Genomic DNA, 17,065 nt, shown 5'->3' with positions numbered 1-17,065 from the left:
ATGAGAAATGAAAGGCCCCTGTGGTGAGGGCGGTTTCCCGTTCAGAGACGCTGCAGCAGATGAAAATCAGCAATCAGCATACCCGCGAGGTACACCATCAAAATCACCACGCCGGCGTCCAACAAACGCCAGACCTTTGCCGAACGAAATAGCCCCGTCAACCTTTGGCATCCCAACGCCAAAACCACAAACCATACCAGCGACGCGGTCATTGCTCCGCCGGCAAAGAACGCTTGTTGGCTGACGGGCTTTGCCGCACCAATAGAGCCAATTAGCACCACGGTATCCAGCCAAGCATACGGATTGGCAAATCCAAGTATCACCGCCGTGCGCAGTAATCCGCGCTGTGAGGTGAGGTTGCTTTGAGTATCTGGCATCGACTGGTTACGCACACAAGCCAATAACCGCTGCCAGCCAAACCACAACAGATAGGCCGCTCCCGACAGCAGCAGTAACGCCACCAAACCTGGCTTGCTGCCGAGCAACGAGCCCAAGCCCATGACCCCAAGAGCGATGAGGATGATATCGGCGAACACGCATACCGCCACCACACCCCAGACAGGGCTGCGACTGACACCCTGGCGAATAACCAGGGTGTCCTTCGGTCCAGGAGCGGCGAACAGTCCGATGCCCAGTAGAAGACCTTCGAGATAAAAGACGTTGAGGTCTGGAGTCATGAAGTGCTCGACCGCCTGGGTATCAGTTCAATTGAAGGGGTTGATTACCGAAACCGGTATGGCGCGCGTTGGCGGCGCTTTTCAAGTCGATCGGCTGGTGGCGGAAAAAGCCTCTCAGTTCCTGCTCTGCATCAGGGTTGACGAAGTAAATGAGAGAGCTGCGTGGCATTGGTCTCCGAGGAGTCAGAACCGCGTGGTATGCAGCGGGAATTGCATAGTCTGAGAGGTCAGTCAGTAACGATCCGGCCAAGATTGCAACCTCGTTCTCCAAGAGGCGTACCGGCTCCAGCGAGCTGCCTCGAACCAGGACGAGGCCATCACGAGTCGGCTTGATAAATGACAACAGATGACCATCCTCATGAGGGTCCTGAGCAAACTGGCGCTGATCCGACCCGGAATTAGCTCCATAGACACACAGTTGCAGATAGGACGTTGCACGCAAAGAGTTCAACGAAGTGGCTCCAAACTCCGCGCAAATTCCGTCCATCAATTCCTGGGCAAGCTCGCTGATCTGTTGTTCAAAAGCATTAACGGCGGCAAAAAATTCACTTCGTGTGAATTCAAACGCTCTTCGTTTTGATGAATGCGCAGGCCAGTAACAAAATCGCTCACACAGGTCTGGCTGATCCTCAAGGCTCGAGTACTCAGCGCCAAAGGGGAAAAATCCATCGGTGTCTTTCGCGAAGGAAAACGAGGCCTTGGTGGCTGGCGATATTGCGGAGTATCCCTCAACGATTTTTTTGTAATCCAGCAGCATCGCTTCTGATATTTGCAGGGTGCCAAAGCCTGTTTGAGCAACGGATTTACAGCACGCTTTGATGTGGTTCATGGCTATATCCAAAGGTAGATGTAAAGGAATGCAACAAACACTGGGTTCGCAAGCAGGCGAGAAACTACGACACTGGATATGACTGACTAAAAGGGCCCCATCCATGTCCTTCACAACTTCGCCAGCAGGCGGCGAGTGTGCATGGTTCAAGACACGTGGCGGCGGACAGGTTGTCTTTTTTGGCGGACAAAGAAATGACGTTCACCTAAAAATGGGAACCGCAAACTTCGTATGAATATAAGAACGCGAGATACCCTCAGGTCGCTGGTTGCACGGCGCAGCCGAGAGTTGGGCAAGCCCCTGACTGCGCTGGCCAAGGAGGCGGGAATTTCCAGAACCTACCTGTACGGTCTATCGGCTGGAGCTTCCAGGGACCCGTCGGTGCGCACGCTGATCAAGCTGGCGAAGGCATTGCAGGTTTCTCCCTTGCTGCTGTTTCGCTACTTCGCTGACCTGACAGGTGCGCCCGGTAATGCGTGCTCAATGGCTACCACCAATCGGGCTGCAGGTATTGATGATCCGGAGGACGTTGCGGTGTTCAATGCCGATGTCACGACGCCTGATCAAACCGTCGTGTTGCCAGGGGAAGTTTTTCAGAAAACCTGGGAGATTCAGAACCTGGGCACACGACCCTGGCGCGGGCGACGACTGGTGCGTGTTGATGGGGAATACGTTATTGCCCGCCGCGCAGATCCACAAGGCCAGTTGGAGGTAGTGATGGATATTCATCTACGCAGCCTGCACAGCGAGCTCCCGATTGCCGATACGCTGCCGGGCCAGCCGGTGCATATCAGTGTGGAATTTGCAGCACCCAGGGAGACTTGTACGGTGGCTTCAGTCTGGAGAATCGAGGATGAGCAGGGGAAACCTTGTTACGGGCCTGCGTTCATTTTGCATGTGGTGGTTAACGTCATGGCACGTTGAGCGTCCGGTCGGATTTTTCCTTAATCAATCCGCGCAAACGGCTCAAGCATCGGCTGCTCCCGATGCTCGGCCTGCCACAAGTCGTAGGCGCTTTGCATCGATAACCATAACTGCGCAGTACTTACGCCGACTCGCTCCAACCGGACGGCAAGGTCCGGGCTTACGGGGGCGTGGCCATGCAAGATCCTTGAAAAAGTATCGCGGGCGAAGCCAAGGCGCCTGGCCATTTCGGTGATAGCAATACCGAGGGCCGGGACTACATCCTCAAGCAGAATTTCGCCTGGGTGAGGTGGGTTATGCATACGCAGATTGGGTTTAGAGTTCGGATTCACGATGGTCGCCCGTGGTGGGCTTGGACGAAAAAAGGCTAGAGAGACAGGTTCCGAGCAACAACCTGAACATCTTGTAGGAATGGAGTGCGGTTATTGTCGGCGAGTTCTGCATTTGGATTTATCGGGTTTCCAGGCCTGAGCGCGGTGGCTAAGTTCTACGCTCCTCACTGCCACCAAGGCCCCGAAAATGATCGTACCGTTAATGCCGCCTGGTGTTTCAATACTTGAAAACATGGCGACAGCCAAGTGCAAGGGCACTCATCTCAAGCCCGGTTCGGCATTCGCCTATTCGTGGTTTTATTCCCAGGTTCGTGCAGCCGGTCCATGGAACTACAAGAAGCGAGGGCGTCAGTACGAAGCTTTTGGTAATTTCAATTATGGTGCTACAGGTACGGTACTCGGCATTCCCGAGCATGTTCTGTTGCGGGCAGCCGGCGTCGCTCAAACATTCGCAAAAACCACCAAGCCGGAGTTTGGATCATGGTGGGGCGGTGACCCTTTTGGCGATGATCCCCGAGATCAATATTGGATAAAGAGGGGGATTGAGTATGCAATTTCTCAGGGCTACTAAGGGGCTCTTGCCGGTCCTGCGTAACTGTCTTCTGGTGGCCTGCCTGATATACATCGGGGGCAATTGGATCATGTCATCCGGTACGCCTGACCTGGACGAAGTGGTTTTGAAGCACTCCTTGGGCAATGGCAGCTCAATTTATGGTGCGCGTGACGGGCAGGGCGGCGCGACGGTGGGCTTTTCCTACAGGTACTACGTGCATAAGGACCTGCGTAATGATCACGAAATACTCACGTCACTGGTCTCGGCACATCCATTTCTAAAAACCAAAGAGCCTGATGTGCAAGTGAACCAGGTGGATGGAGTCATCCACCTCATTGTCCGTGGGGAGGTTTATGAGTACCGCAGCTACCCGCTTGAAGCTTTGGGGGCTGTGAGCATCGACATGAGGTTGTAGGCCTGCTGGCTTCGGATTTTTCCTGCACGATTTTGGGCCGTGCATGAACTTGTCGCGTGCAGTCCGCGCGCCTAGTCTTCGGCGCACCAACGCCCATAGCCATTCAACGGGTGTTTTTTATGCCTGCTGTATTTGTTATGGCGGCTGTGCGTGGGAGATCCTTCGGGGTCTGCCGGGGTCCGATATGCCCGGTCTTGCACACCGGCGCACCGCTGCCACCTTAATTCGCGTGCAAGCGAAAGAGCGCAGCCTCCATCACATATCGGCGTTGTAAATCATGGTCAAACCTACCCCCAATCCTCCCGCAAACCTCTTCACCGTAAACCCCCACCAAAACACCGAAACCCTGCTGGTCAACGCCAGCGAATCCCTGTCCTCCCTCAACGCACTCACCTGCAACCTGGCCTTCGACCTGGACACTTCCCAGCGCGCCATCTTGCTCGGGATCCAGCAAATGGCCGAGTTGGGGCAGTTGTTGGTGGATCGGGCGCTGGAGCAGGTCAGCCCTTCGCTGGAAAAGGTGCCAAGCAGGGACTGATCAGTCCCTTTTTGGGACCGCACTCTCACAGACACCAGTGAGCAAATGTGGGAGGGGGCTTGCCCCCGATGGCTGAGGGTCAGTTGAAACATCACTTAGCTGACCCACCGCCATCGGGAGCAAGCCCCCTCCCACATGTTGATCTTCTTTGGGCTCAGGTCAGTGTTTGCAGGTGTTCCATTACTCTAACCGTAACGATCCATCGCTAAGCTTGATTGATGGCTCCCGGATTCACTCCTAAGGTAAGCCTCACGACAGCTAACCTCGTGGAGCGACCATGACAACAACAATAACCCCCGCCTCGCGCTGGACGCGGCGGCGCGACGAGAAGCAGCGGCGGCTCGGGCTGGTCAAAAAGTACGCAGACGGCGCGGTGCTGCCCAGCGACAAGATTGTTGAGGCGCTTGAGGCGCTGATCCTCCCCGGCGACCGCGTGGTGCTGGAAGGCAATAACCAGAAGCAAGCCGACTTCCTCTCGCGCTCGCTGGCCAAGGCCGACCCGGCCAAGCTTCACGATTTGCACATGATCATGCCCAGTGTCGGGCGGTCCGAGCACCTGGACCTGTTTGAAAAGGGCATCGCCCGCAAGCTGGATTTCTCCTTCGCCGGCACCCAATCACTGCGCATCAGCCAGTTGCTGGAAGACGGCCTGCTGGAAATCGGCGCGATCCACACCTACATCGAACTTTATGCACGGCTGGTGGTGGACCTGATTCCCAACGTGGTGCTCTCCGCCGGTTTCATGGCCGACCGCGCCGGCAATATCTACACCGGCGCCAGCACCGAAGACACTCCGGCGCTGATCGAACCCGCCGCGTTCAGCGATGGCATCGTGATCGTGCAGGTCAACCAGTTGGTGGATGACGTCACCGATTTGCCTCGCGTCGACATTCCTGCCAGTTGGGTGGATTTTGTGGTGGTGGCCGACAAGCCGTTCTACATCGAGCCGCTGTTCACCCGCGACCCGCGCCATATCAAACCGGTGCATGTGTTGATGGCGATGATGGCGATCCGTGGCATCTACGAAAAACACAATGTGCAATCGCTCAACCACGGCATCGGTTTCAACACCGCCGCCATCGAATTGATCCTGCCTACCTACGGGGAATCCCTGGGCCTTAAGGGCAAGATCTGCCGCAACTGGACCCTCAACCCGCACCCCACGCTGATCCCCGCCATCGAAAGCGGTTGGGTGGAAAGCGTGCATTGCTTTGGCACCGAACTGGGCATGGAGAACTACATCGCCGCCCGCCCGGATGTGTTCTTCACCGGCCGCGACGGTTCGATGCGCTCCAACCGGATGTTTTGCCAATTGGCCGGCCAGTACGCGGTGGACCTGTTTATCGGCGCCACCCTGCAAGTCGACGGCGACGGCCATTCCAGCACCGTGACCCGTGGCCGCCTCGCCGGTTTCGGTGGTGCGCCGAACATGGGCCACGACCCGCGCGGTCGCCGCCATGGCACGCCGGCGTGGTTGGATATGCGTCACGGCGATGCGCCGGTCGCGCTGCTGGAGCGCGGCAAAAAGCTCGTGGTGCAGATGGTCGAGACCTTCCAGGAAGGCGGCAAACCCACCTTCGTCGACACCCTCGACGCCGTGGAAGTGGCGCGTAAAAGCGGCATGCCCCTGGCGCCCATCATGATTTACGGTGACGACGTCACCCACCTGCTCACCGAAGAAGGCATTGCCTACCTGTACAAGGCGCGCTCCCTGGAAGAACGCCAGGCGATGATCGCCGCCGTCGCCGGGGTGACCGCCATCGGCATGCGCCATAACCCGAAGGACACCGCACGCATGCGTCGCGAAGGCCTGATCGCCTTGCCCGAAGACTTGGGCATCCGCCGCACCGACGCCACCCGCGAGCTGTTGGCCGCCAAGAGCGTGGCCGACCTGGTGGAGTGGTCCGGTGGCCTGTACAACCCGCCCGCCAAATTCAGGAGCTGGTAAATGCGCGCTCTCAAACTGCATGAACTCAGTCTTGCGGATCGCCTGGCGGATATGGCCGTCGATGCGCTGATCGATGAAGCCGACCTGTCGCCTAAACCCGCCCTGGTGGACCGTCGCGGCAACGGCGCCCACAGTGATTTGCACCTGGGGCTGATGCACGCCTCGGCGCTGTCGTTATGGCCGATGTTCAAGGAAATGGCCGAAGCGGCGATTGAAATCGGTGAGGTCGGCTTGCCTCTGCGCGAAGCCCTCGGTCGTATTGGCCGTGAGGGTGAGCAAGCGATGCTCACCACCACTCAGGGTGTGAATACCCATCGCGGCGCGATCTGGGCGCTCGGCTTGCTCACTGCTGCGGCAGCCTTGGAGCCCCGCGCTATAACGCTGAACGCGGCCAGATTAGCCCTGCTCAACGACCGCTACGCCCCACAGCCACTGAGCCACGGCGCCCAGGTCGCGCAACGCTACGGCGCGCGCGGTGCCCGTGAAGAAGCGCAGCTTGGCTTCCCCTCGGTGATGCAGCGCGGCCTGCCGCAACTGCACAAAAGTCGCCGCCAAAACGCCGGCGAACAGAACGCACGCCTGGACGCCTTGCTCGCGATCATGACCGACCTGGCCGACACCTGCGTGCTCTATCGCGCCGGCCTGGAAGGCCTGCATGCCATGCAGCGCGGTGCCCAGGCCGTGCTCGACGCCGGCGGCAGTGCAAGCCTCGCCGGGCGCCGCCAATTACATGAGCTGGACCACCAACTGCTGGCCCTGAATGCCTCCCCCGGTGGCGCCGCCGACCTGTTGGCCGCCTGCCTGTTTATCGACCGCCTCGACGGAGCGTTGTGATGGAAACCTTATCCTTTGAATTCCCCGCCGGGCAGCCGCCAAAAGGCCGTGCGCTGGTGGGTTGCGTCGGCTCGGGCGACCTGGAAGTGCTGCTGGAACCGGGCACGGCCGGCACGTTGACCATTCAGGTACAGACCTCGGTGAATGGCGCCGAACAACGCTGGCAGCACCTGTTCGAACGCATCTTCCAAGAGCAGACGCCACCCGCCCTGAACATTGATATCCACGACTTCGGCGCCACCCCCGGCGTGGTGCGTTTGCGCCTGGAGCAGGGTTTCGAGGAGATCGGCCATGACTGACTTGCTCGCTAAACACAGCTTCGTGGAACTGGGTGCGCGGCAGCGGGCCAAGGCCTTGTTGGATGCCGACACCTTTCGCGAACTGATCGACCCGTTCCAGCGGATCATGTCGCCCTGGCTCAGCCGCCAAGGTGTGGTGCCCCAGGCCGATGACGGGGTGGTGATCGCCAAGGGCAGCATCGGCGACTTGCCTGTGGTGATTGCAGCCATTGAGGGCAACTTCCAGGGCGGCAGTCTCGGTGAAGTGGGCGGCGCGAAAATCGCTGGCGCCCTGGAGTTGGCAGCTGAGGACAACCGCAAGGGCATCCCGACCCGCGCGGTGCTGCTCCTGGAAACCGGCGGCGTGCGCTTGCAGGAAGCCAACCTCGGCCTGGCCGCAATTGCCGATATACACGCGGCGATTGTCGACCTGCGCCAGTACCAGCCGGTGATCGGCGTGGTGGCGGGCAGCGTTGGCTGTTTCGGCGGCATGTCCATCGCGGCCGGGCTGTGCAGCTACCTCGTCGTGACCCGCGAAGCGCGCCTGGGCCTCAATGGTCCGCAGGTGATCGAACAGGAAGCCGGGTTGGAAGAATACGACTCCCGCGACCGTCCCTTTATCTGGAGCCTCACGGGTGGCGAGCAGCGCTTCAACAGCGGCCTAGCCGACCGTTACGTGGCCGACGATGTCGCGCAGATCCAGCAGACTATCAGCGCGTTGTTGCAGCAGGGCGTGCCCGCACAACAACGCAGTCGCCAGGCTGATTATTACCTCACACGCTTGGCCGAGCTGGACGCCGTACCGCAAATTGACCCGGCGACGGTGCGCGAGCTGTATCAAGGAGAACGCTCATGAGAGGTTTGCAGTGGTTCAACGCATTGAGCGCCGGCGCTCCACCTGTAGACGGTTTGCCCGCGTCGCTGAGGGTTGCCGACGGTGTATTGGGTGAGCAAAAGGTGCGCTTTGTCGCCGTGGTGACTGACGCGCAAAACCGCTTCCCTCGGGCGCGCAATGGCGAAGTCGGCCTGCTCGAAGGCTGGGGCCTGGCCAAGGCCGTCGATGAAGCCATCGCCCGCGGCGACAAGCGCCCTATCATCGCCATCGTCGATGTACCCAGCCAAGCCTACGGCCGTCGCGAAGAAGCCCTCGGCATCCATCAGGCCCTGGCCGCTGCCGCCGACAGCTATGCCCGCGCTCGCCTCGCCGGCCACCCGGTGATTGCGCTGCTGGTGGGCAAGGCCATGTCCGGTGCGTTCCTGGCCCACGGTTACCAAGCCAACCGCCTGATCGCCCTGCGCGATCCTGGTGTGATGGTGCACGCCATGGGCAAGGCCTCGGCTGCGCGGGTGACCCTGCGCAGTGTCGAAGAGCTGGAAGCCCTGGCCGCCAGCGTGCCGCCCATGGCCTATGACATCGACAGCTATGCCAGCCTCGGATTGCTGTGGGAGACCTTGTCGGTGAGCCAGATTGAACAACCGACAGCGGACGATGTGGTGCGGGTCAGTGAATGTCTGGTGAGTGCAATCAAGGACATTGGCACACCTGATTTGAGCGGACGCCTCGGCGCCACTAATCGCACCGCTTCCAGCCACGTGCGCGAGTTGTTGCGGGAGCAATGGTGAACGCGCACGACCTGCTCTGGGGCATGAGCCCGGCGCATCTGCCCATCGACGCACCGGCCTGGGCGGTGGACGCGATCAGCGCCGGTCACCCGGTAGTGGTGCGTCGCGCGCTCGCCGAGCCGGGCCAGGTGGCGGTCGGCGTGCGTGGACGTTTGCGCGAACAGCGTTTTGCCGCCGTGATGCCGATTGCAGCGGTGCGTCGGCGTGTGGTGCCGGAGGCGTTGCGCGCCGTTATTTCGACGCGGGATTTACCTGCGTTGCAGGCATTGCAGCAGTTGCGCCCGGTGCTGGCCCAGACAAGCTGGGGCGTCAGCGGCAGTGCGGGTTTTGAGTTGGCGACCGGCATTGAGGCGCTGCATGCTGAGAGTGATCTGGATTTGATCCTGCGCGCGCCTGAGCCGCTGGATCGCAATGACGCGCAGGTTCTTCTGGAACGACTGGATAAGGCGGTGTGCAGCGTAGACCTGCAATTGCAAACCCCGTTCGGCGCCGTCGCGTTGCGCGAGTGGGCCGGGCCATCCCGCCGCGTATTACTCAAAACCACCAGCGGTGCGCACCTTGTAATCGACCCCTGGCAGGATGTGACATGAGCAGCCTGCTGGTGTTTCCGGGGCAGGGCGCCCAGCGCACGGGCATGCTCCAGGCGCTGCCTGCCGATATCCTGGCCGAAGCCAGCGATGCCCTGGGCGAAGACGCGCGCCTGCTCGATTCCGCGCAAGCCCTGGCCAGTACCCGCGCCGTGCAGCTGTGCCTGTTGATTGCCGGCGTAGCCCACGCCCGTCTGTTGGATCGCACCCCGGATTACGTGGCGGGCCTGTCCATCGGTGCCTATCCGGCTGCGGTCATCGCTGGTGCGCTGGATTTTCCCGATGCGGTAAAGCTTGTGAGCCTGCGCGGCCAACTGATGCAAAGCGCTTATCCACACGGCTACGGCATGACCGCGATCATCGGCGTGGAGTTATCCACCGTCGAAAACATCCTCGCCGACATCCACAGCCCCGAAACCCCGGTATACCTGGCCAATATCAACGCCGATAACCAGAGCGTGATCGCCGGCAGCGACGATGCCATGAAGCGTGTTGCCGCGCGCATCAAGGGCAATGGCATCGCCAAGCGCCTGGCCGTCAGTGTGCCGTCCCATTGCGCGCTGCTGGAGCAACCTGCCGAGGCCCTGGCCCAGGCGTTTGTCCCGCTCAAGGCGCCGCGCATCACCTACCTGAGCAGCACCCGCGCGCGGCCGATCCACAACCCCGAACACCTTTGCGACGACCTGGCCTTCAACATGTGCCGCGTTGTCGACTGGCGCGGCACCGTGCAAAGCGCCTATGAGCGCGGCGTGCGCCTGCAAATTGAACTGCCCCCGGGCGCCGTGCTCACCGGCCTGTCACGCCGCGTGTTCGAACAAGGCACGGTGATCGCCTGTGAAGGCGCACGCCTGGATACCCTGCAGGCCCTGCTGGAAGAGGAGGAGCGCCGCCACCGATAAAGCACTACCCAAGGCTGTCGAATCACAAAAACAACAATTTCGATCGAGCACTTCGAGGACAACAACAATGATTATTTACGGTGTGGCATTGCTGGCGATCTGCACGCTTGCAGGTGTGATCATGGGCGACATGCTCGGCGTGTTGCTTGGCGTCAAATCTAACGTGGGCGGGGTGGGCATCGCCATGATCCTGCTGATCTGCGCCCGCCTGTGGATGCAAAAACGCGGCGGCATGACCAAGGAATGCGAGATGGGCGTCGGCTTTTGGGGCGCGATGTATATCCCCGTGGTGGTGGCGATGGCCGCGCAACAAAACGTCGTGACCGCCTTGCACGGCGGCCCGGTCGCGGTGCTGGCGGCCATTGGTTCGGTGGTGGTCTGTGGTTGCACCATTGCCTTGATCAGCCGTACCCACAAGGGCGAGCCTCTGCCCGCCGAAGAGCCGTTGATCCTGCCTGCGGGAGGTCGCTGATATGTGGGATCTCATCGAAAAAGGTTTGGAACATAACGGCCTGATCACCGCGTTTGCCTTTGTTGGCGTGGTGATGTGGATTTCTGTGGTGCTGTCCAAGCGCCTGACGTTCGGGCGTATCCATGGCTCGGCGATTGCCATCGTCATCGGCCTGATCCTGGCCTGGGTCGGCGGCACCATTACCGGCGGGCAAAAAGGCCTGGCGGACCTGGCGCTGTTCTCCGGTATCGGCCTCATGGGCGGCGCGATGCTGCGCGACTTCGCCATCGTTGCCACGGCGTTTGAGGTGCAAGCCACCGAAGCGCGCAAGGCCGGGATGATCGGTGTGATTGCGCTGCTGCTGGGCACGATCCTGCCGTTTATCGTCGGCGCCAGCATGGCCTGGGTGTTTGGCTATCGCGACGCGATCAGCATGACCACCATCGGCGCGGGTGCCGTGACCTACATTGTCGGCCCGGTGACCGGTGCGGCGATTGGCGCGACCTCGGATGTGATGGCGCTGTCCATCGCGACCGGGTTGATCAAGGCGATCCTGGTGATGGTCGGTACACCGGTGGCGGCGCGTTGGATGGGCTTGGATAACCCGCGTTCGGCGATGGTGTTTGGTGGCTTGGCCGGCACCGTGAGCGGCGTGACGGCTGGGCTGGCGGCAACGGACCGACGGTTGGTGCCTTATGGTGCATTGACGGCCACGTTCCACACCGGGCTTGGGTGTTTGCTTGGGCCTTCGCTGCTGTACTTCATTGTGCGTGGGTTGGTTGGCTAGCTTCGGAAGTTGTGTTGTCTGGTTGGGCCTCATCGGGGGCAAGCCCGCTCCCACATTTTGAATTGCGAACACATTCAAGTGTGGGAGGGGGCTTGCCCCCGATGGCTATCTCAAGCCTGCCGATTGGCGTACATCCGACACTCCGCCAACAACGCCAGCAAATTTGGGTCACGTTCCTTGGCTTTCAGAAACACCACGCCAATCTGCTGCTGCAACCGATACCTGGCTTGCAGCGGTATCAGCTTCACGCGGTTTTCATACACCGCCGCAATCCGTCCCGGCAACAACGCATAGCCCACGCCTGAGCTGACCATGCTCAACAGCGTGAAGATGTCATTGACCTGCATCGCCACCTTCGGCTCGAACCCCGCTTGCTTGAACACTCGGTTGCCATCCTGGTGGGTGGCGAAGCCTTGGGTGAGGGTGATGAAGGTCGCGTCGCGCACGTCGGCCAGGTCGATTTCGTGATCACGGTCGAAAGGTGAATCCGCCGGAGTGGCGAGGAAGATGTCGTCGGAGAACAGCGCGATCTGCTCGCAGTCGGGGTCGTTGGCCTGTTCATCGAGGGAGATCAGGATCGCGTCCACTTCCATGTTCTTGAGCTTGTAGAGCAGGTCGAAGTTGGAACCCAGGATCAGGTCGATATTGAGCTCGCTGCGACGAATCTTCAGGCCCATGATCAGTTGCGGCACGGTCTTGACCGTCAGCGAATACAGCGAGCCCAACTTGAAGCGCTCGGCCGAGAAGCCGGCGGCTTCGCGGGTCAGGCGCACGCTGTCGACCACATCGGCCACCAGTTTCTGTGCGCGTTCTTCGAGGACGTAGGCGCTTTCCAGCGGGGTGAGGTTGCGGCCCTCGTGTTTGAACAGCGGGCAGCGCAGTGCATTTTCCAGCGAGTGGATGGCGCGGTGCACGCTGACATTGCTGGTTTGCAGTTCGGCAGCGGCACGGGCCAGGTTGCCGGTGCGCATGAACGCCAGGAAGATTTCCAGCTTTTTGAGGGTGAATTCTTCGTCGATCAGCATGGCCGTGGGCTCTTGTTCGAATGCCCTCGATTGTGCCCGCAAAACCGCGCGGCGTCGCCGGAACGTCATGCGACGCTTGCACTCTTATGCCCAAGGCGGGAGGCTTGCCGCCAGCTGTTAACGGTTACAGGAGGTCGGTGACACATGTACCACGGGGAACGATTCAACGCCTGGAGCCATTTGCTCGGTGCAGTCGCGGCGTGTATTGGCGCTGTGTGGATGTTGGTGGTGGCGAGCCTGGACGGCAGCCCCTGGAAGATCGTCAGCGTGGCGATTTACGGCTTTACGTTGATGGTGCTGTACAGCGCGTCGACCGTGTACCACAGCGTGCAAGGTCGGCGAAAAGAGATCATGCAGAAGGTCGATCACTTTTCGATCTACCTGTTGATCGCCGGCAGCTACACGCCGTTTTGCCTGGTGACCCTGCGCGGCCCGTGGGGCTGGACGCTGTTTGGCATCGTGTGGGGGCTGGCGGTGATTGGCATCCTGCAAGAGATCAAGCCGCGCTCTGAGGCGCGCATCCTGTCCATTGTGATCTATGCGGTGATGGGTTGGATCGTGCTGGTGGCAGTCAAGCCGCTGATCGCTGCGCTGGGGACGGCGGGGTTTACCTGGCTGGCGGCGGGCGGGGTGTTGTACACCGTGGGCATTATCTTTTTTGCCCTGGAGGACCGCCTGCGGCATTCCCATGGGATCTGGCATCTGTTTGTGATCGGCGGCAGCCTGCTGCACTTTGTGGCGATCATGCATTACGTGCTTTGAATGTGAGAGGGGCGATGTCTTTAGAGGCGTCCCAACAACTCGCATGACCGCTTGCCCAAGATCTCCAGCAGATTGGCCAGCATATGCGGCGGCGGTCCGTCGGCGCGGGTCAGGGCATACAGGGTGATCGGCAGCGGCGGGGTGAGCGTGCGGATGCAAGTGGTGTCCGTCGAGGCGCCCAGCGCGGTGAACGGGTCGATCACCGTTAACCCCGCGCCGGACTCCACCATCGCGCGCGCCAGCGAATAGGTTTGCACCGAGATCGTCACCCGGGGCGCAGGGTCGACATTCTCCAGGTAGCTGTCGAGTTTTGCCGCCAGCGGGTCGGCGCTGGACAGGCCAATCAGCGGCGCGCCCGCCAAGTCGGCCAATGGCAGGGGCTGATGCAGCTCAGTCTCCGGCCAATAGCCTTTGGACGCCAACGCCACCAGCACACCGTTGGCCAACACCTGGGTGGTCAACCCTGGATGGCCGGAGAAGTTGAGCGTCAGCGCCAGATCAATCTCGCGCATCAACAACTTTTGCACCAGTTCGCGGCTGTGGTCGCTGGACAGTTCACAGGCCATGTCCGGATAGTCGCGCTTCCATTCCAGAATCGCCGGCGGCAGCAGCGACAGTGCCAGGGCGGGGGTTGCGCCGATGCGCACACTTTGCCCCGGCGCACGACGCAAGCTCTTGGCCAGACGCCGCACCCCTTGCAGGCTCGCGGTGACTTTCTCCACTTCACTCTCCAGCGCCAGTGCTTCCGGCGTGGGCTGCAACTTGCCGCGTACGCGCAGGAACAATGGGAAGCCCAGTTGCAGCTCTGCGTGCTGCAACACTTTGGTTACCGCCGGCTGCGACACGTGCAGCAATTGCGCGGCGGCGCTGACGGAGCCGGTCTGGCGGATTGCCTGGAAGATTTCGATATGACGCAGGCGCATGGCAAGTCCATAACCTTTGTTTATAGGTGAGCCATCTTTATTCATTGTCGGCGGCCTGTCACCTGCCCCTACGCTTGAGCCTACTTAATCGACGGCGAGGGGGCGGGGGATGGCCAGGCAGGTTTGCATCATTGGTGGTGGGGTCATTGGCTTGGCGAGTGCGTATGCGCTGGTGCGTGCCGGCCATGAAGTGACGGTAATCGACGCTCGCGACCGACTGGGCAGCGAAACCAGTTTCGCCAACGGCGGGCAACTGTCCTACCGCTATGTCGCGCCGTTGGCTGATGCCGGAGTGCCGCTGCAAGCGCTTGGCTGGCTGGTGCGCGGTGACTCTCCGTTGAAATTGCGCCCACGCCTCGATCCCCAGCAATGGCGTTGGATGGCGGCGTTTATCGGCGCATGCCGAGGTTCGGTGAATAAGCGTAATGCGGAGCACCTGCTGCGCTTGGCCTCCTTGAGCCAACGCACGTTGCAGCAATGGCGCGAGGATGACCACCTGGACGGTTTCGACTGGCGGCGCAATGGCAAGCTAGTGACTTTCCGCGATAGCCGTTCATTCGCGCATGCGCGCAGCAAGGTCACGGATATTTTGCAGCAGCAGGTATGGTCCGCCGCCGATTGCGCGCGGCTGGAACCGGCGCTGGCGGGCGATGGGTTTGTCGGCGGCATCTACACGCCGAACGAGGAAGTCGCGGACTGTCACGCGTTCTGCCAACGATTGGCTGCGCGGCTTGAGGCCTCTGGGCGCTGCCGATTTTTGCTGGGGCGCAAGGTGACCGGGATTCGTCACGCGGACGGCGCGGTACAAGCCATCGAATTGGCGGATGAAGTGATGCCGGTCCAGCACCTGGTATTGGCCGCGGGGTATCGCAGCGCCGAGTTGGGGTTGCCGGGGCTTTCGCTGCCGCTGTATCCGCTGAAGGGCTACAGCCTGAGCGTGCCGATTGGCCCGCAGCACCAAGCGCCGAATGTGAGCATCACCGACTACGACCGCAAAATCGTCTACGCGCGCATCGGCGAACAACTGCGGGTGGCGGCGATGGTGGATATCGTCGGTTTCGACGCGGGCCTGGAGCCCAAGCGTTTGGCCCTGATCAAGCGCCAGGCGGTCGAGACGTTCCCTCTGGGTGGCGACTATGCCCGTGCGGTCGAATGGGCCGGCATGCGCCCGGCCACGCCTACCGGTGTGCCGCTGATTGGCGCCAGCGTTTATCGCAACCTGTGGCTGAACCTGGGCCACGGCGCCCTGGGGTTTACCCTGGCATGCGGCAGCGGCCAACTGTTGGCCGAGCTGATCGGTCGGCACGCCCTTTCCATTGATATGCAGGGCCTGACGCCCCGCGCCGCTTGAGGATGTAACCATGACCATCAATCGAATCAGCAGCAACGAGCGTCTTTCTGGTGCCGTGACTTTCAAGGACTTGGTGTTCTTGTCGGGTCAGGTACCGGGCGACGGTCAGGATGTCGCGACACAAACCCGCGAAGTGCTGGCCAAAATCGACGGGTTGCTGGCCCAGGCGGGCAGCGACAAGGACCATCTGCTCAATGCGACCATTTACCTCAAAGACATCGGCACCGGTTTTGCGCCGATGAACGAGGTGTGGTCGGCGTGGCTGTCGCCGGGGATGGCGCCCACGCGAACCACCCTGCAGGCGGAGCTGGCGCGACCGAGTGTGTTGGTGGAAATCAGTGTCATCGCTGTACGTAAATAACCAACGGAGCAGAACAATGAAAAAAATCCTGTTGACCGGTTGTACCGTGGGGCTGTTGTTAGGGGCTCAGGTTCAGGCAAATGAACCGGCGCTGAACGGCACGTTGAGCAAGATCGCCAACGCCAAGTCCATCACCCTGGGCTATCGCGATGCGTCGGTGCCGTTTTCCTATGTGGGGGATCACAGCGGCAAACCCATGGGTTATTCGGTGGACCTGTCGAGCAAGATTGTCGAGCGCATCCAGCAGAAAACCGGAGTGGCCGACCTCAAGGTGAAGTACAACCTCGTGACGTCCCAGACGCGAATTCCGCTGGTGCAGAACGGCACCGTTGACTTGGAATGCGGTTCCACCGGAGTGACCGCCGAGCGCCAGAAGCAGGTGGCATTTTCCTATGGGTTTATTTATGTGAAAGGCCAGTTGCTGACGGCTAAAGACAGCGGCATCAAAGGCTTCACCGACCTTGCCGGCAAGAACGTGGTGACCACCGCCGGCACCACCAACGAACGTTTTCTCAAGAGCTACAACGCCGAGCACAAAACCAATATGTTCGTGATCAGCGCAAAGGATCATGGCGAAGCGTTCAAGATGCTGGAGACGGGCCGCGCCGTGGCGTTTTATATGGACGACGCGCTCCTCTACGGCGAACGCGCCAAAGCCAAGGACCCGCACAAATGGGTGGTGGTGGGCGAGGAGCAGTCGCGGGAGATCTACAGCTGCATGGTGCGCAAGGACGATCCGCAGTTTCTTGCGGTGGTCAACGAGACCCTCGGCGACCTGTACCGCTCGGGGGAGATCAACGGGATTTACCAGCGCTGGTTTGAACAGCCGATTCCGCCCAAGGGCTTGAACCTGGAATTCCCGATGACCAGCGAGTTGAAGGCGATTATTGCCAAGCCGGTGAGTGATCCGGTGGAGTAAGAAGGGGTAACCGAATCTAAATGTGGGAGGGAGCAAGTCCCTCCCGCAT

At 60.7% G+C, this 17,065-nt stretch carries 22 protein-coding genes; 17 read left to right on the top strand and 5 right to left on the bottom strand.

The genetic code is table 11. The features are described 5' to 3' along the window. Positions 1-41: 41 nt before the first annotated feature. Both LRO94_RS26845 and LRO94_RS26840 read right to left on the bottom strand, forming a co-directional pair. Positions 42-677 (bottom strand): LysE/ArgO family amino acid transporter, encoded by a 636-nt coding sequence (locus LRO94_RS26845; RefSeq protein WP_032884116.1) that lies wholly within the window; start codon positions 675-677, stop codon positions 42-44. A 22-nt stretch (positions 678-699) separates the two neighbouring features. Beyond that, positions 700-1,506, bottom strand: coding sequence for a 2OG-Fe(II) oxygenase family protein (locus LRO94_RS26840; protein ID WP_032884115.1), 807 nt, complete (start codon positions 1,504-1,506; stop codon positions 700-702). A gap of 231 nt (positions 1,507-1,737) precedes the next feature. Between LRO94_RS26840 and LRO94_RS26835 the strand changes: the two genes are divergently transcribed. Then, positions 1,738-2,430: an NBR1-Ig-like domain-containing protein gene (locus tag LRO94_RS26835; protein ID WP_032884114.1), complete on the top strand. Its 693-nt coding sequence runs from the start codon at positions 1,738-1,740 to the stop codon at positions 2,428-2,430. Positions 2,431-2,450: 20 nt separating this feature from the next. Here the strand turns inward: LRO94_RS26835 and LRO94_RS26830 are convergent, their stop codons facing one another. Further along, complete coding sequence (locus LRO94_RS26830) at positions 2,451-2,738, bottom strand: HigA family addiction module antitoxin (RefSeq protein ID WP_032884516.1); 288 nt, start codon at positions 2,736-2,738, stop codon at positions 2,451-2,453. A 211-nt stretch (positions 2,739-2,949) separates the two neighbouring features. Between LRO94_RS26830 and LRO94_RS26825 the strand changes: the two genes are divergently transcribed. The 12 genes from LRO94_RS26825 to madM all read left to right on the top strand — a co-directional run bounded on the left by LRO94_RS26825 (position 2,950) and on the right by madM (position 11,675). Then, positions 2,950-3,333 carry a polymorphic toxin type 44 domain-containing protein gene (locus tag LRO94_RS26825; RefSeq protein WP_233896912.1) on the top strand — a complete coding sequence of 128 codons (384 nt, stop codon included), beginning with the start codon at positions 2,950-2,952 and terminating at the stop codon, positions 3,331-3,333. After that, positions 3,311-3,730, top strand: coding sequence for a hypothetical protein (locus tag LRO94_RS26820; RefSeq protein WP_032884113.1), 420 nt, complete (start codon positions 3,311-3,313; stop codon positions 3,728-3,730). Before LRO94_RS26825 ends, LRO94_RS26820 begins: the two co-directional genes overlap by 23 nt. A gap of 277 nt (positions 3,731-4,007) precedes the next feature. Next, positions 4,008-4,268, top strand: coding sequence for a DUF6124 family protein (locus tag LRO94_RS26815; protein WP_032884112.1), 261 nt, complete (start codon positions 4,008-4,010; stop codon positions 4,266-4,268). A 277-nt stretch (positions 4,269-4,545) separates the two neighbouring features. Next, positions 4,546-6,216: a malonate decarboxylase subunit alpha gene (gene mdcA / locus LRO94_RS26810; RefSeq protein ID WP_179179783.1), complete on the top strand. Its 1,671-nt coding sequence runs from the start codon at positions 4,546-4,548 to the stop codon at positions 6,214-6,216. Beyond that, positions 6,217-7,050, top strand: coding sequence for a triphosphoribosyl-dephospho-CoA synthase (locus LRO94_RS26805; protein ID WP_122681978.1), 834 nt, complete (start codon positions 6,217-6,219; stop codon positions 7,048-7,050). Continuing rightward, positions 7,050-7,349 carry a malonate decarboxylase subunit delta gene (locus LRO94_RS26800; RefSeq protein ID WP_032884109.1) on the top strand — a complete coding sequence of 100 codons (300 nt, stop codon included), beginning with the start codon at positions 7,050-7,052 and terminating at the stop codon, positions 7,347-7,349. The genes LRO94_RS26805 and LRO94_RS26800 overlap by 1 nt, the downstream gene beginning before the upstream one ends. Beyond that, on the top strand, positions 7,342-8,184 hold the full coding sequence (locus tag LRO94_RS26795) for a biotin-independent malonate decarboxylase subunit beta (protein ID WP_179179784.1): 843 nt from the start codon (positions 7,342-7,344) through the stop codon (positions 8,182-8,184). Before LRO94_RS26800 ends, LRO94_RS26795 begins: the two co-directional genes overlap by 8 nt. Then, the gene (gene mdcE, locus LRO94_RS26790) at positions 8,181-8,951 is read left to right on the top strand and encodes a biotin-independent malonate decarboxylase subunit gamma (protein ID WP_099601686.1); all 771 of its coding nucleotides are present in this window, start codon (positions 8,181-8,183) and stop codon (positions 8,949-8,951) included. The genes LRO94_RS26795 and mdcE overlap by 4 nt, the downstream gene beginning before the upstream one ends. Then, positions 8,945-9,541 carry a malonate decarboxylase holo-ACP synthase gene (locus tag LRO94_RS26785; RefSeq protein WP_179179785.1) on the top strand — a complete coding sequence of 199 codons (597 nt, stop codon included), beginning with the start codon at positions 8,945-8,947 and terminating at the stop codon, positions 9,539-9,541. The genes mdcE and LRO94_RS26785 overlap by 7 nt, the downstream gene beginning before the upstream one ends. After that, entirely contained in the window at positions 9,538-10,437 is a 900-nt protein-coding gene (gene mdcH, locus LRO94_RS26780; RefSeq protein WP_179179786.1) for a malonate decarboxylase subunit epsilon, read from the top strand. Before LRO94_RS26785 ends, mdcH begins: the two co-directional genes overlap by 4 nt. A gap of 67 nt (positions 10,438-10,504) precedes the next feature. Beyond that, complete coding sequence (gene madL, locus LRO94_RS26775) at positions 10,505-10,909, top strand: malonate transporter subunit MadL (protein WP_032884103.1); 405 nt, start codon at positions 10,505-10,507, stop codon at positions 10,907-10,909. A 1-nt stretch (position 10,910) separates the two neighbouring features. Continuing rightward, complete coding sequence (madM, locus tag LRO94_RS26770) at positions 10,911-11,675, top strand: malonate transporter subunit MadM (protein ID WP_032884101.1); 765 nt, start codon at positions 10,911-10,913, stop codon at positions 11,673-11,675. Positions 11,676-11,785: 110 nt separating this feature from the next. On the opposite strand, the gene LRO94_RS26765 is transcribed toward madM, so the two are convergent. Then, positions 11,786-12,700, bottom strand: coding sequence for a LysR family transcriptional regulator (locus tag LRO94_RS26765; protein ID WP_032884099.1), 915 nt, complete (start codon positions 12,698-12,700; stop codon positions 11,786-11,788). 144 nt (positions 12,701-12,844) lie between these two features. Here LRO94_RS26765 and trhA point away from each other — a divergent pair, with 144 nt between their 5' ends. Next, positions 12,845-13,462 carry a PAQR family membrane homeostasis protein TrhA gene (gene trhA, locus LRO94_RS26760; RefSeq protein ID WP_032884097.1) on the top strand — a complete coding sequence of 206 codons (618 nt, stop codon included), beginning with the start codon at positions 12,845-12,847 and terminating at the stop codon, positions 13,460-13,462. Positions 13,463-13,482: 20 nt separating this feature from the next. On the opposite strand, the gene LRO94_RS26755 is transcribed toward trhA, so the two are convergent. Next, complete coding sequence (locus LRO94_RS26755) at positions 13,483-14,385, bottom strand: LysR family transcriptional regulator (protein WP_032884095.1); 903 nt, start codon at positions 14,383-14,385, stop codon at positions 13,483-13,485. Between the two features lie 109 nt (positions 14,386-14,494). On the opposite strand from LRO94_RS26755, the gene LRO94_RS26750 reads away from it, so the two are divergent. From LRO94_RS26750 to LRO94_RS26740, 3 genes are read left to right on the top strand one after another with little or no spacing between them, the layout of a single operon-like run. Further along, positions 14,495-15,736, top strand: a complete 1,242-nt coding sequence (locus tag LRO94_RS26750) for a D-amino acid dehydrogenase (protein ID WP_095185116.1) — start codon at positions 14,495-14,497, stop codon at positions 15,734-15,736. Between the two features lie 10 nt (positions 15,737-15,746). Beyond that, positions 15,747-16,097, top strand: a complete 351-nt coding sequence (locus LRO94_RS26745) for a RidA family protein (RefSeq protein WP_032884091.1) — start codon at positions 15,747-15,749, stop codon at positions 16,095-16,097. A gap of 16 nt (positions 16,098-16,113) precedes the next feature. After that, positions 16,114-17,016 carry a transporter substrate-binding domain-containing protein gene (locus LRO94_RS26740; RefSeq protein ID WP_032884089.1) on the top strand — a complete coding sequence of 301 codons (903 nt, stop codon included), beginning with the start codon at positions 16,114-16,116 and terminating at the stop codon, positions 17,014-17,016. The last annotated feature ends 49 nt before the right edge of the window (positions 17,017-17,065 follow it).

Source organism: Pseudomonas sivasensis, assembly GCF_021391435.1.
In the GTDB taxonomy this organism is placed as follows: domain Bacteria; phylum Pseudomonadota; class Gammaproteobacteria; order Pseudomonadales; family Pseudomonadaceae; genus Aquipseudomonas; species Aquipseudomonas sivasensis.
Note: the sequence above shows the minus strand (reverse complement) of the source record. Positions and strands in the feature narration are given on the sequence as shown.

Coding starts and splice junctions, on each gene's coding strand:
- LRO94_RS26840 (WP_032884115.1), bottom strand. CDS start 1,506: ATGAACCACATCAAAGCGTGCTGTAAATCCGTTGCTCAAACAGGCTTT.
- trhA (WP_032884097.1), top strand. CDS start 12,845: ATGTACCACGGGGAACGATTCAACGCCTGGAGCCATTTGCTCGGTGCA.
- LRO94_RS26785 (WP_179179785.1), top strand. CDS start 8,945: ATGGTGAACGCGCACGACCTGCTCTGGGGCATGAGCCCGGCGCATCTG.
- LRO94_RS26755 (WP_032884095.1), bottom strand. CDS start 14,385: ATGCGCCTGCGTCATATCGAAATCTTCCAGGCAATCCGCCAGACCGGC.
- mdcH (WP_179179786.1), top strand. CDS start 9,538: ATGAGCAGCCTGCTGGTGTTTCCGGGGCAGGGCGCCCAGCGCACGGGC.
- mdcA (WP_179179783.1), top strand. CDS start 4,546: ATGACAACAACAATAACCCCCGCCTCGCGCTGGACGCGGCGGCGCGAC.
- LRO94_RS26835 (WP_032884114.1), top strand. CDS start 1,738: ATGAATATAAGAACGCGAGATACCCTCAGGTCGCTGGTTGCACGGCGC.
- madL (WP_032884103.1), top strand. CDS start 10,505: ATGATTATTTACGGTGTGGCATTGCTGGCGATCTGCACGCTTGCAGGT.
- LRO94_RS26825 (WP_233896912.1), top strand. CDS start 2,950: ATGATCGTACCGTTAATGCCGCCTGGTGTTTCAATACTTGAAAACATG.
- LRO94_RS26740 (WP_032884089.1), top strand. CDS start 16,114: ATGAAAAAAATCCTGTTGACCGGTTGTACCGTGGGGCTGTTGTTAGGG.
- mdcE (WP_099601686.1), top strand. CDS start 8,181: ATGAGAGGTTTGCAGTGGTTCAACGCATTGAGCGCCGGCGCTCCACCT.
- LRO94_RS26845 (WP_032884116.1), bottom strand. CDS start 677: ATGACTCCAGACCTCAACGTCTTTTATCTCGAAGGTCTTCTACTGGGC.
- LRO94_RS26815 (WP_032884112.1), top strand. CDS start 4,008: ATGGTCAAACCTACCCCCAATCCTCCCGCAAACCTCTTCACCGTAAAC.
- LRO94_RS26805 (WP_122681978.1), top strand. CDS start 6,217: ATGCGCGCTCTCAAACTGCATGAACTCAGTCTTGCGGATCGCCTGGCG.
- madM (WP_032884101.1), top strand. CDS start 10,911: ATGTGGGATCTCATCGAAAAAGGTTTGGAACATAACGGCCTGATCACC.
- LRO94_RS26820 (WP_032884113.1), top strand. CDS start 3,311: ATGCAATTTCTCAGGGCTACTAAGGGGCTCTTGCCGGTCCTGCGTAAC.
- LRO94_RS26750 (WP_095185116.1), top strand. CDS start 14,495: ATGGCCAGGCAGGTTTGCATCATTGGTGGTGGGGTCATTGGCTTGGCG.
- LRO94_RS26800 (WP_032884109.1), top strand. CDS start 7,050: ATGGAAACCTTATCCTTTGAATTCCCCGCCGGGCAGCCGCCAAAAGGC.
- LRO94_RS26765 (WP_032884099.1), bottom strand. CDS start 12,700: ATGCTGATCGACGAAGAATTCACCCTCAAAAAGCTGGAAATCTTCCTG.
- LRO94_RS26745 (WP_032884091.1), top strand. CDS start 15,747: ATGACCATCAATCGAATCAGCAGCAACGAGCGTCTTTCTGGTGCCGTG.
- LRO94_RS26795 (WP_179179784.1), top strand. CDS start 7,342: ATGACTGACTTGCTCGCTAAACACAGCTTCGTGGAACTGGGTGCGCGG.